This window comes from Paenibacillus sp. cl6col (assembly GCF_900102125.1).
GTDB lineage: Bacteria > Bacillota > Bacilli > Paenibacillales > Paenibacillaceae > Paenibacillus_B > Paenibacillus_B suaedae.
Map to the genome: position 1 here is coordinate 832,855 of NZ_FNAZ01000002.1, position 12,384 is coordinate 845,238.

The following is a 12,384-nucleotide window of genomic DNA, read 5'->3' on the forward strand; positions in this document are numbered from 1 at the left end:
TCAAAATGAGCTATATGGATGCTTTGGAGCAAATAATAGCTGAGCAGGAGCAAGAACGCGACCGTCTTCGAGTTAATCAAATCACCGTACGGGCTGACTATAAGAAAAAGAGTAAAAGCAATGTTTATCAAAAGGAAAAAGTTATTGAATATGGCTTTGTAGAACGTGATTTGGATGATGAGAATTTATATGGCAGGTTTGAGCTCTATTTCGCCGATCGCGACACTCTTCTCCAGGATAATCGGTTTGGAGATGAAACTGCTTTTGGTGAGCTTACAGATGTACATGCAGTTGCAACGGCAATCTTCCCCTATTTAGCAGAGCATTATCCCCGTTTTTTGGAGGAAACACCCTTTGCTATCAGCTATAACCCTATTGCAGAAGCTTGGATTATCGAGGGAACTCTTCCTCCGGGATCTTTTGGCGGTGTCATTTATATTGCTCTTGCAAAAGAAACTGGGAGGCTGCTCATGATGTATGGAACAAAATAAATTACAAATGAAATGAGCAGATTTCAGCGAGGTAATAGCACTCGTTGTCATTTTCATTTGACAAGAACATAAGGAATTAGTTATATGCAATTTTGGCTTTCACAGAAAGAGATACAGCTGTCGGATCCCTTCCGCAAGGCAATTATTTTAGGGGATATTTATGGATTGGAAACATTTGATACTTACAAGTGTGGCTATTATAATGAACAAGTTAGTATTCATTTTCAGGAGGTAATGTAATGTCCGAATGTAAACTATCTGTCGATTATGATCAATACGAGGAAGGTGTCAAAATCGTAGATTTAATAGAGGAGCTTGCGAACAAGGATGAGAGCTTGCAGCTTGAAAGTCTCATAATCGGTGACTGGGGCGCCGCCTATGAGAGTGATTCTAGTGTAGTTGTTGAAGCCCTTGTTCGGTTGAAAGACCGCTTTCCGCAGCTGCGGAGCTTATTTATTGGCGATATGTCCTCTGAAGAATGTGAGGTCTCTTGGATCAATCAATCTAATTTAGGGCCGATTTTATCTGCTTATCCTGAGCTTCGTTCACTCACCATTAAAGGGAGCACAGATCTTAGTCTTGTTCCGGCTCACCATGACAAACTAGAGGAGCTTACTATTATTTGCGGCGGGCTTGGAACAGACGTCATTACTAGCATAAGTGAAGGCAGTTTCAAAAATTTGAAGAAGCTGGAGCTTTATTTAGGGGTAGAGGAGTATGGATTTGACGGAAGTCTCGCAGATGTGCTCCAGTTGATTGAACCTGGGAAATTCCCTCTGCTTTCCTATCTTGGACTCAAAGACAGTGAAATTCAAGACGAAATCGCTATTGCAGTAGCCGATGCACCGATTCTTGATCAGTTACATACGTTGGATCTTTCTATGGGGACGTTGACAGATAAGGGAGCGGAAGCTCTTATCCATAGTGAAAAGATAATGAAACTAAAGTCGCTTGATTTAAGCTATCATTACATGTCGGATGAAATGATGAATCGTTGGAAGCAGTCAGGCCTCAATGTAGATATCAGCGATCAACAGGATGCTGATGAAGACGAGGATTATCGCTATCCTTCATTGACGGAATAACGATGAAATCGATGATTATCATTGGCAATTCCGGCAATAGAAGAACAACCGGACTACAAGCAGCAAGAACTCGGCTGGGGTTGCCCCCAGCTCTTGTTTTGAATTATATAGATGTGTTGCAGGGAAATGCATCCTTGAGTTCGGTTGCACAGAGCTTGGGGCAAACGTTGGATGAACCTCCATTGCTGCGGCTTGACGCGCCCGGGGAACATTTTGAAGTGGAACGTGAGCTTATTGCACTTGGCGCCCCTGATTCGGCCAACACCCATATAGACGAGCGATGGCTTAGATATAACAAGAGCGTTGTTCAGCCTATCTCGGTAAGGATGGCCAAAGGGTTGGAGGAAAATAAGGGAGAGCTGTATCATCCTTCCCAATGGTTTCGTGGGTATTGCAAGCTGTTATCTCAACTGGACAGGGAGGCAGCACAGCTGTGGAATACGCCACGATGGATGAATGCTCCCGAGGATATAGCCGCAATGTTCGATAAAAGGCATACTCACCAGATCTTATCATCAGCTGGATTACCGGTACCTAGAAGATTAGCTGCACCGGAAGACATACCGGATTACAATACACTTCGGGATGTTATGGCAAAAGAGCGGATATATCGTTTATTTATTAAGCTAGCAAGTGGTTCCGGCGCATGTGGTGTGATCGCATATCAGGTAAACCCCATTACAGGTGCAGAATCGGCCGTGACTACGATAGGTGTGGAGAACTATCTACGTAGACCCCCTATATTTTATAACGTAAAAAAGCTGGTGAACTATAAAGAACGCCAAGTCATTCGCCAAATCATCAACTGGTTATTGGAACAAGGCGCTCATGTAGAGCAATGGATTCCGAAAGCGTCTTATCGGGATCGCACCTTTGATATCCGGCAACTTGTCGTAGCAGGTAAAGCGTGTCATAGTATTGCAAGGGTAAGCAGAACACCTATAACGAATCTGCATCTTGATAGTGATCGAATGAGCTTGGATGAAATCGGCTTGTCTGACAATCTTCAAGCTGCCGTGCGACTATGCGCTGAACAAACGCTAGCGGTATTTCCACGATCAACCGTCGCAGGCATAGATGTGTTATTGAGCAGCGGTTCCTATAGACCTTATGTATTGGATGTTAATCCGTTCGGAGATTTACTGTACCATAGTCATTATGAAGGACATGATCCCTATGAATGGGAAATGAGAATGGCTACACTCTCTACGACTATCTAAAATGGAAGAGGATCACCACGATGTTTAACATGAATGAAATTGTAGGCAGTCACGATATTCTGATGATTACGCTGGATACACTGCGATATGACGCTGCTGTGCTGGAGGAAGAAAACTGTCCGAATTTGTGCGGGAGCGGGCATTGGGAAAAGCGACATACACCAGGCAGCTTCACTTATGCTGCTCATCATGCTTTCTTTGGCGGATTTCTGCCAACTCCGGCTACGACAAATAAGGCAGAGCATGTTCGGTTGTTTCATTCGAAAAATACGGGATTAAAGACACATCCGTATACATGGCAATTTGATACAACGGATATCGTATCTGGATTGCAAGCTGTGGGCTACCGTACGATTTGTATAGGCGGAGTCATCTTCTTTACCAAAAAAGTTCCGCTAGCCAAAGTTCTTCCAAGCTATTTCCAAGAAAGCTATTGGCGGATGACCTTTGGGGTTACAAATCAACGCTCGACAGAGCATCAGGTGAACCATGCCATCAAGCTCCTGCATAATTCGAATCAGACAGAACGACTGTTTCTATTTATGAACGTATCAGCGATTCATGGGCCCAATCATTATTTTGTACCAGGAGCAAAGAAAGACTCATTAGAGACACAGCGCGCAGCACTTCGATATGTTGACGGTGAGCTTGGTCGATTATTTCAGGCATTCAGAGAACGAGAACGGCCTGTATTTTGCATGGCGTTCTCTGATCATGGAACCGCCTTCGGTGAAGATGGCTACAACGGCCATAGGCTAGCGCATGAGGTCGTGTGGAACGTGCCTTATCGCGAATTTATTTTGTAATAGGATGTTCAAAAAGTCCGATTTTGATCACGAAGAAGTACAAGGAGTAAACTCGACATCGAATCTTGCAATCACACTCGAAGTCCGTTGCTCATGTAGTTTTGCCTACACTCCGCTACTCCTTCTTCGTGTTCTTGCAACCTTCTCGGTGCTGAAAACCGTTCTTTTTGAACACGAACTTTAAAGTGAGAGGAGGGAACATGATGAGCCATACGGTCTACCCTAATTACACGGATATCATCCAGAATTTGGAGGCTCTGCGCAGTTGGAAGGAAAACCTCACATCAGAGCCTTACCGGTCTTATTTATACGCTTATCCACACAAAACCTCCTATCGAGAATTGGAGAGGAAGCTGCCGCTTTCCGAACTGTGGAGCCAGGAAAAGGCGGATTCACTCTTTTTATATATGCATATCCCGTTTTGTGGAGCACGATGCGGATTTTGCAATTTATTCACGTTGCCTGACAAGAGAGCCGACGTACATACCAATTATGTGGATGCTTTGGAGAGACAAGCTGCACAATGGGCTCCACTTATTCCGAATAAGCCGATTGCTAGATTTGCTATTGGAGGCGGTACGCCGACTTTACTCGAGCCTGACCAGCTGGATCGGTTGTTTCATATTGCTCAACATGTGATGGGCATGAATCCAGCCCAAGTTTCCATCTCGGTAGAAACATCTCCCGAGACGATAACAACCGAACGCTTGAATATATTAAAAAGCAGGCAGGTGGATCGGGTCAGTATGGGGATTCAAAGCTTCGTAGAATTTGAAGCGGACGCGATCTATCGTCCCCAAAAGCCGCAGGAAGTCGAAAGAGCTCTGAGGCAGCTCAAGTTGTACCAATTTCCGATCCTTAATCTGGATTTGATTTATGGCCTTCCCGGTCAAACCCATGAATCATGGATATATTCGCTGGATAAGGCGTTGTCTTATGACCCAGAGGAGTTATTTATTTATCCGCTATATACGCGCGAGCACACGATTGTAAAGCCAGAGCAGATAAGGCAGAGTGGCGAGGATCAGAGGGTAAGCTTCTATCGTGCAGCGCGGGATCGTTTGCTTGCACATGGATATACCCAGTACTCGATGCGCAGATTTGCCAAAGCAGATGCGATTTCGAAAAAATCATTGCTTCCGTATGGTTGTCAGGAGGAGGGCATGATTGGACTTGGCTGTGGCGCACGCTCTTACACAAGAGAGGTTCATTACTCCTCGCGATACAGTGTAGGTCGTTCAGCTACAGCAAACATCATTGCCGACTACGTGGCTTCAGCCGACTACACCCATGCAGATTATGGCATTGTATTAAGCAAGGATGACCAGCAGCGACGCTTTATACTAAAAGCGCTGCTTCATACGGAAGGCTTGGTATTGAGCAGCTACGTGGAGCGGTTCGGAACGTCATCTCTCGTCGATTATCCCGAGTTGAATCTGCTTGTGCATACGGATCTTGCTGTTATCGAGCATGGGGTGCTTCGGCTGACGGATGAAGGGCTTATGTACTCCGATTCCATAGGAGATTGGTTCATTTCTCCGGATATTCGGGCACGTATGGAAAGCTGTGTACTATCATGAAGGCGACGATTTATTTTCGCGGGAGCTTGAGCTCATGCAATTATGACTGCCCTTACTGTCCTTTTAGCAAGAACACGGATAGTCCAGAGACATTGGCGAAGGATCGGCTGCAAGTGCAGACATTTGTCGATTGGGTAAGGAAGCAAGAAGGAAGCGGGCATCAGCTGTCCGTTTTTTTCAACCCATATGGTGAAGGGCTTACGCATAGTTGGTACAGGGAAGCGATGGTTAAGCTGTCCCACATGCAGCACGTTCAAAAGGTCGCTATACAAACCAACTTATCCGCTAAGCTCGATTGGACGCGCGAGTTGAATCCGGTTACGGCTGCATTCTGGGTAACGTACCATCCTGGGCAGACGAAGGAAGAACGTTTTTTACAGCAATGCGGCAAACTTTATGAACAAAAAATACCGTTCAGTGTAGGCTGTGTCGGTGTGAAGAGCGCGTTCAACTCCATTTTTTCATTCAGGAAGGCACTGCCTGATGATGTTTATATGTGGGTGAACGCCTACAAAGATAAACCAGCATACTATTCTGCTGAGGATACAGCATTTTTGACCGATATGGACCCCTATTTTGTCCATAATGCCAGGGATTACGACAGTATGGACAAGCCGTGCCGTGCCGGAAAAAATGTGTTTTATGTTCAAGGAGACGGGCGTGTAAAGCGTTGCTATAAGGATCGTCAAGTAATTGGGAATTTGTATAAAGATGGGCTTGATGGAATCTCTAAAGAACGCCCATGTCGTATGAGGCAATGTGATTGTTATATAGGCTATATCCATATGGAAGAGCAGTCGTTCGATTCTATTTACGGAGAACGTGCACTCGAACGGATCGCAATATTATCATAAAGGGGAACTATGCATTGGTAGGAACGGCAATATGGTTAACAGGGATTCCAAGCTCTGGTAAAACGACAACGGCGTTAGCTCTGTCAGCGGCTCTTCAGGAAAGAGGCGTTAGGGTCGAATGCTTGGACGGCGATGAGCTTAGACAAATGGTAGGACGAGAGCTTGGATTCAGTAGAGAAGATCGAATGGAGAATATTCGTCGTGCCGTCTATATTAGCAAGCTGCTGAACCGCAATGGTGTTACGACGATCATCTCCATGATTGCACCCTATTTGGAAATGCGAGACTATGCGCGAGCAGAGCTGGAGCCATACGTTGAAGTGTATGTGCATTGTCCCTTAGAGGATTGTGTGCGCAGAGATGTAAAGGGCTTATATGCAAAAGCAATAAAAGGTGAGATAACAGCATTTACGGGTATTTCTGATGTCTATGAAGCGCCGGTGCACCCAGAAATCACGATACATACGCACATAAACAGTGTGGAGTCTAATGTGAGTCAAATTTTAGAGTACTTGATGAAATAATGAGAGGAGGGAATGGCGTTGATTGAGCATAGCAATCTTGAAGAATATCAAGATCCGGTAAATTACGATCTTGAATTTGGCGGTGAAATGGACAAATATCAATTCTATCTTGAGCTTGCTAGATCGAGTGCTGGAGAAGTGTTAGAACTTGCTTGTGGTACAGGCTTAACAACGATCCCCCTGGCGAAAGCCGGCATAACGATGACTGGTGTAGATATCTCATCAGAGATGCTCGCATATGCGCGGTTGAAGGCGGAGGGGTTGCCTGTTACTTTTATAGAAGGCGATGCCCGTACTTTCGAATCGGACAAGCGATTTTCGATGATTTATTTGACTGGCAATGCATTTCAGGCATTCTTACGTGATCAAGATCAGATCGATTTGCTCACGACCGTTCACAAACATCTACAACCCCACGGAATCTTTGCATTTGAGACTCGTAATCCGGAGGGAACGGATTTATCCGATGAAGAGGAGACAGAATGGGGATCATTTATTGATAAGGATGGGAATAACGTCAAGGTATCAGGCACACAATGTTACGATGCCAGCCAGCAAATCATGCATTGGGTCACGATGCGTAATTGGGGGGATAAGCGAACGACTTCCCGAATTGCTTGTCGGTTCACGGATCAGATTACGCTGCATTCTTTATTAACCCGTCACGGCTTTCGCGTCGAACATCAATATGCTGACTGGGATAAAACGCCGTTCTCTCCGTTATCTTCATCGATTATTAGCGTTTGTAGGAAAGATTAGGAGAGACGTACTGCATCGCAATAGAAAAAATCCCCTCAGGTTGAGGGGATTTTTGGTGATCCCTAGTTTAGAATGCGAGCAGGTCCGTCCCTTATGGGATAGAGCTTTAACGGTCTGTTCAACGAGGGCGGGCGCTCCCGTACGGGACATGCTCATCGTAATGCCGTTTCCTTTTCCAGCATTTTGATAAGCCTGAACGTGTACACGCATCTTCTAAATACCACTTCATCCAGACTTTCAGCTGATCCTCATTCTTGATATTTAGCACCTTCATTACTTCTTTCACAGAACTACTTACAAATTTCATCTCGATTGATTTCAATTTCAACCCCTGATTATTTCATGAAAATACGACATTGAAGGATTTGACGATAGAAAATAGGTATGCAATTATCGTTGCAAATGATAATCAATATCATATATTATGGGGGTATAAATCTTTCAACACAGAGTGAAAGTGAAGGGGAGAGCAAGACGGTGAAATTAAATGAGCAAGCTTTACTATGGAACCAAGCATTCATTAAGATTATAGATGTACGGCATACAATAATGAAGCAAGGCGAGGAGTTGCATGCGTACAGAATGCCCTCAAGCGCCTTCTTATATGTAATTAGAGGCAGCGCACAGCTCCAGCTGGACGGCATTGCACACCACGTCAGCCGGTTTTCCTTGATCCATGGAGGCAAGGGAGTCTATCTTGATATTACTGCGGATGAGCTCCTGGACTATTATATGATTTTATATAAAGCGGTGCTGGCGCTGCCAGCCCGTCAAGAAACGGTCAAGTTGATAGAGGATCACAATCCGTTTCAAATGCAATATGTGTTCAAGCCTCATTACCCGATCTCCGTCTTCCATCATGTTACCTCCATGAGTAAGGAGTGGCATCGTTCGGATTTAATAGAAAAGCTTCAGGTTAAAGCGATTTTTTATCAAATGGTCTATGAAATATTAGAGCAGATGGAACGACAGAATGTCATAGCCGTCAAGCCTGACCTAGTGGCCCAAGCGATACGTTATATTCATGAGCGCTACCGGGAGCCGATTACGCTTGAGACGCTGCTTGAACACCTTGATTGCAGCTCCAGTCAGCTGCTGCGCGCCTTTAAGAAGCAAGTCAGAACGAGTCCGATCGACTATTTGATTCAATTACGGATGAGTAAGGCGAAGCATTTGCTTCTGTCCACAGATTTCACCTTAAAGGAAATTGCAGAGAGCGTAGGCTATACCGACAGCTATTATTTCAGCCGCATCTTCAAGAAATACGAAGGGGCTTCTCCCACTAGTTTTAAAGAAGCTGTGTTGCAGCAGGAGCAGCGTCGAAATAATCCATCCGTCGTGTCCAGATCTCCCATTGTTGACAGAAGGCAGCAGCGTTATATTGGTAATGATTTTGATAATCGTTATCAACACAAGAGAGAAGGGGTATTACCGATGTATCGTATGTCGAGAACAGCAATGGCAGCAACCTTATTATTTTGTTTCACACTCTTGTTGAGCGCATGCACAGCAGGAGGAACGAACGCCACATCGGCAAACAGTGGCTCGCCCAGTAATAACGTAGCAGCCTCCACAAGTCCGGCTGCAAGCAATGAGACAAGAGTAATTAAGCATGCGATGGGGGAAGAAACGCTCACTGGCACCCCTGAACGTATCGTTATATTGACCAATGAGGGAACGGAGGCGCTGTTGGCAGTCGGCATCAAACCAGTCGGAGCCGTTCAGTCTTGGATTGGCGATCCTTGGTACGACCATATCAAGCAAGAGATGGACGGGGTCACCGTTGTCGGGGACGAGCTGCAGCCGAATCTTGAACTGATCGCGAGTCTCAAGCCGGATCTGATTATCGGCAATAAGGTCAGACAGGAGAAAATTTACGACCAATTAAAGCAAATTGCTCCTACGATATTCTCTGAAGATCTGGCGGGAGATTGGAAAATCAATTTCAAGCTATACTCCGAAGCTCTAAACAAGAAAGAAGAAGGAGAACAAAAGATGGCGGCCTTCGACAAACGTGTCGAGGAAGTCAAAGCAAAGCTTGGTAGCAAAGCGGAAACGAAAGTATCGGTGGCCCGCTTCTCTGCCAAACAAGTTCGTATCTATCAGAAGCAAACGTTCTCCGGGGTGCTCTTGAGCCAATTAGGCATTGCCCGCCCAGAATCGCAGGACAAAGACTCCTTTATGGAAGTTATGTCCAAAGAAACGATACCTAGCATGGACGGCGATGTGCTCTTCTACTTCGTATCGGAGTCTCCGGGCAAGAACGATGCGGCGAAGGTTGTGGAGGAATGGAAAAAAGATCCGCTGTTCCAGAACTTGAGTGTTACCAAGAACAACAAAATTATTCAAGTCGATGAAGCCATATGGAACTCGGCAGGTGGATATGAAGCAGCCAATCTGCTGCTGGACGAACTTGTTAAGTACTTTGATGTTAAGTAATAAAGGCGTATCGAATTAACAAGCTGACGCTGTATTCGCGTCAGCTTGTTGGCGATTTTGGCAGTTTAGTTGTTAGGGCTACCAATGAAAAGGAGGCACGGTGCAGGCATGAATGGTTCTTTCCTAAAGCGAAGCAGCAAGCGGAAGCTCGCCGGCCTAGCTGTCAGCGCGATCCTGCTGCTGATTAGTATGTTGTGCAGTGTATTGTACGGTCTTCATCACTTCGGGTTGAAAGACTTGTGGCAGGCCTACAGTCAATTCGACGGGTCCAATGAGCATCTTATTCTGATGACGGCTCGCGTACCCCGAACCTTAGTTGCGGCTCTGGTAGGAGCAAGCTTAGCCGTAGCAGGGGCGATTATGCAGGTTCTAACAAGAAATCCACTAGCATCGCCCTCTGTCTTTGGTGTAAATGCAGGGGCAGTGCTATTTATTGTAATCGGGCTGCTCGCATACGGTTCCTCGTTAACGATGAGCGGAATGGTCTGGCTAGCTTTCGCAGGCGCGGTCGCAACATCGGTGGCCGTCTATACGTTGGGCCTGCAAGGAGGCGGGTTCGAGCCAGTAAAGCTGACCTTGGCTGGCGCTTGTATGGCTGCTTTTACTTCTTCTATTACATCCGGCATTATGCTTATTGATAAGCAGTCGCTTGAATCTGCCCTATTCTGGATGATCGGTTCCGTGGAAGGAAGAAATGTGGAACATTTGCTGATGGTACTGCCCTATATGGTAATAGGGTTAGCTATCTCATTACTATTGGCGGGCTCGTTAAATATTATGGCGCTTGGAGACGATAGCGCAAGAAGCTTAGGACAGCGGTTGATCCTGGTGCGCGTGCTGTCGGCTGCGGCAATTGTACTACTCGCTGGGAGCTCGGTAGCAGCAGCTGGTCCGATCGCTTTTGTCGGGCTTATTGTCCCTCACTTGTGCAGATATATCATTGGACATGATTTCAAGTGGCTGCTTCCTTATACCGCACTAGTCGGCGCAATCCTTTTGGTGACTGCAGATTTAGCATCACGCTTTATTCTAGAAACCAAAGAAGTTCCGGTAGGCGTCGCAACGGCGATTATCGGAGTTCCCTTTCTGATTCATGTGGCCAGGAGGAAATTGCATGCTTAACCCGCGTACAGTCAAATATACAATCCTGTTTATCGTTTTAACCTTTATCGTTGCTGCCTTGTCGCTTCTTAGTTTATCGGTCGGGGGAGTTGGTGTTTCTCTGAAAGAGGTGCTTGCTTCTCTTGCCGGGCGAAATGCGGAAGCCAGCAACCTGATTATCATGCAGTTCCGTCTGCCTCGAATAATAGCCGCTATTCTCATTGGTGCAGCATTGGCAGCAGCCGGAGCGCTATTGCAGGGCGTGATTCGCAATCCGCTCGCCTCTCCAGATATGCTTGGTGTAACGGGTGGTGCGTCGGTTGCAGTGGTTGCTTTCATGACTTTCGTGACGGGCTACAGCATTCACTGGGTACCGTTCATTGCTATTGGCGGCGCGTTGGTTACGGCTATCATCAATTATGTATTAGCTTGGAAAAAAGGGGTGTCGCCGTTCCGGCTGGTGCTGATCGGCATTGGCATTTCAACAGCAATGGGGGCGCTCACTACATTCCTGCTCATTAGCGGTCCGACGTATTTGGCCGCGCAAGTGCTGAATTGGATGACAGGAAGCATCTATGGTACCAATTGGGTCTATATCGAAGTGCTCTGGCCGTGGGTAGCGATATTCATTCCTTTGTCACTGCTAATGGCGAAGGAATTAAATGTGCAATCTTTAGGCGAGGATGTCGCTCGAGGGCTTGGAAATAGGCTTCAACTCAGCCGGATGATTCTCTTATTTTATAGTGTTGCGCTTGCCGGCGCAGCGGTTGGTGCAGCCGGTACGATCTCTTTCATCGGATTAATGGCACCGCATATTGCCAGAAGACTGGTCGGAAATTGTTACAAGCTGATCATCCCGGTATCCGCGTTTATAGGTGCGATTATTCTATTGCTGGCGGATTTGGCAGGAAGAATGCTTTTTCAGCCGCTGGATATTCCGGCTGGCGTATTCACAGCAGGCATTGGCGCTCCATTCTTCATGTACTTGCTATTTAAACGCAAGAGGACTTAGCTCATCTTTCATCTCAGATAGAGATAGAGATAGAGATAAAGATAGAGGAGGTGAATAATGGAACGCTCATTGAGTATGCTCCTGGTTAGATCATAGACTCGCTACTGTGACGAATAGAGTCCTTATAGCAAAGAGGCTTAAGGTTTTAGCATTTCTACTTACTAGCTCATAAGCCCCTTAATGATCTTGGACACTAAGAGTGTATATGAATTACACTAATAGTTGACAGGGGATGATGAAATGAAACGAACGAAACATTCAACAAACTTCAAATTACAATTGGTGAAAGAAGCACTGGAGACTGGAAATAAAGCGGCAGTTGCTCGCCGCTATGAAATAGCAACGAATATGCTCCATCGTTGGATTAATGAATATCGCGATGGCAAATTCGGTGATGTTCAAATGGAACAAATCCCGGAGTTCGACTCCAAAGCAATAGCTGAAGAAAATGATCAGTTGAAAAAATTGCTTGGAGAACAAGCGTTGGAGATCGCGATTCTCCGTGATCTTATA

The 12,384-nt window shown here is 45.8% G+C and carries 12 protein-coding genes; all 12 read left to right on the plus strand.

What is annotated here, in order from left to right:
* The first annotated feature begins 5 nt into the window (after positions 1-5).
* Positions 6-491 (plus strand): NTF2 fold immunity protein, encoded by a 486-nt coding sequence (locus tag BLS15_RS07855; protein ID WP_090510865.1) that lies wholly within the window; start codon positions 6-8, stop codon positions 489-491.
* Between the two features lie 239 nt (positions 492-730).
* Complete coding sequence (locus tag BLS15_RS07860; RefSeq protein ID WP_021253345.1) at positions 731-1,576, plus strand: STM4015 family protein; 846 nt, start codon at positions 731-733, stop codon at positions 1,574-1,576.
* 2 nt (positions 1,577-1,578) lie between these two features.
* Positions 1,579-2,796 carry an STM4014 family protein gene (locus BLS15_RS07865; protein WP_021253346.1) on the plus strand — a complete coding sequence of 406 codons (1,218 nt, stop codon included), beginning with the start codon at positions 1,579-1,581 and terminating at the stop codon, positions 2,794-2,796.
* Between the two features lie 20 nt (positions 2,797-2,816).
* Positions 2,817-3,602 (plus strand): STM4013/SEN3800 family hydrolase, encoded by a 786-nt coding sequence (locus BLS15_RS07870; RefSeq protein WP_021253347.1) that lies wholly within the window; start codon positions 2,817-2,819, stop codon positions 3,600-3,602.
* A 203-nt stretch (positions 3,603-3,805) separates the two neighbouring features.
* On the plus strand, positions 3,806-5,182 hold the full coding sequence (locus BLS15_RS07875) for an STM4012 family radical SAM protein (RefSeq protein ID WP_090510868.1): 1,377 nt from the start codon (positions 3,806-3,808) through the stop codon (positions 5,180-5,182).
* Positions 5,179-6,036 (plus strand): STM4011 family radical SAM protein, encoded by an 858-nt coding sequence (locus tag BLS15_RS07880; RefSeq protein ID WP_021253349.1) that lies wholly within the window; start codon positions 5,179-5,181, stop codon positions 6,034-6,036. The genes BLS15_RS07875 and BLS15_RS07880 overlap by 4 nt, the downstream gene beginning before the upstream one ends.
* Before the next feature lie 14 nt (positions 6,037-6,050).
* The gene (cysC, locus tag BLS15_RS07885; protein WP_021253350.1) at positions 6,051-6,560 is read left to right on the plus strand and encodes an adenylyl-sulfate kinase; all 510 of its coding nucleotides are present in this window, start codon (positions 6,051-6,053) and stop codon (positions 6,558-6,560) included.
* A 12-nt stretch (positions 6,561-6,572) separates the two neighbouring features.
* On the plus strand, positions 6,573-7,319 hold the full coding sequence (locus tag BLS15_RS07890) for a class I SAM-dependent DNA methyltransferase (protein WP_254777308.1): 747 nt from the start codon (positions 6,573-6,575) through the stop codon (positions 7,317-7,319).
* Positions 7,320-7,796: 477 nt separating this feature from the next.
* Positions 7,797-9,758 (plus strand): ABC transporter substrate-binding protein, encoded by a 1,962-nt coding sequence (locus BLS15_RS07895; protein ID WP_090510876.1) that lies wholly within the window; start codon positions 7,797-7,799, stop codon positions 9,756-9,758.
* 108 nt (positions 9,759-9,866) lie between these two features.
* Positions 9,867-10,880 (plus strand): FecCD family ABC transporter permease, encoded by a 1,014-nt coding sequence (locus BLS15_RS07900; RefSeq protein ID WP_090510879.1) that lies wholly within the window; start codon positions 9,867-9,869, stop codon positions 10,878-10,880.
* Positions 10,873-11,871 (plus strand): FecCD family ABC transporter permease, encoded by a 999-nt coding sequence (locus tag BLS15_RS07905; RefSeq protein WP_090510882.1) that lies wholly within the window; start codon positions 10,873-10,875, stop codon positions 11,869-11,871. Before BLS15_RS07900 ends, BLS15_RS07905 begins: the two co-directional genes overlap by 8 nt.
* Before the next feature lie 240 nt (positions 11,872-12,111).
* The coding region (locus BLS15_RS07910; protein WP_090510887.1) for a transposase at positions 12,112-12,384 on the plus strand (273 nt) is incomplete at its 3' end.

Excerpts from the sequence above, each read along its gene's own strand:
- BLS15_RS07865 (WP_021253346.1), top strand. The coding sequence starts at position 1,579 with ATGAAATCGATGATTATCATTGGCAATTCCGGCAATAGAAGAACAACC.
- BLS15_RS07880 (WP_021253349.1), top strand. The coding sequence starts at position 5,179 with ATGAAGGCGACGATTTATTTTCGCGGGAGCTTGAGCTCATGCAATTAT.
- BLS15_RS07855 (WP_090510865.1), top strand. The coding sequence starts at position 6 with ATGAGCTATATGGATGCTTTGGAGCAAATAATAGCTGAGCAGGAGCAA.
- BLS15_RS07900 (WP_090510879.1), top strand. The coding sequence starts at position 9,867 with ATGAATGGTTCTTTCCTAAAGCGAAGCAGCAAGCGGAAGCTCGCCGGC.
- BLS15_RS07860 (WP_021253345.1), top strand. The coding sequence starts at position 731 with ATGTCCGAATGTAAACTATCTGTCGATTATGATCAATACGAGGAAGGT.
- BLS15_RS07905 (WP_090510882.1), top strand. The coding sequence starts at position 10,873 with ATGCTTAACCCGCGTACAGTCAAATATACAATCCTGTTTATCGTTTTA.
- BLS15_RS07875 (WP_090510868.1), top strand. The coding sequence starts at position 3,806 with ATGAGCCATACGGTCTACCCTAATTACACGGATATCATCCAGAATTTG.
- BLS15_RS07870 (WP_021253347.1), top strand. The coding sequence starts at position 2,817 with ATGTTTAACATGAATGAAATTGTAGGCAGTCACGATATTCTGATGATT.
- BLS15_RS07890 (WP_254777308.1), top strand. The coding sequence starts at position 6,573 with ATGGCGTTGATTGAGCATAGCAATCTTGAAGAATATCAAGATCCGGTA.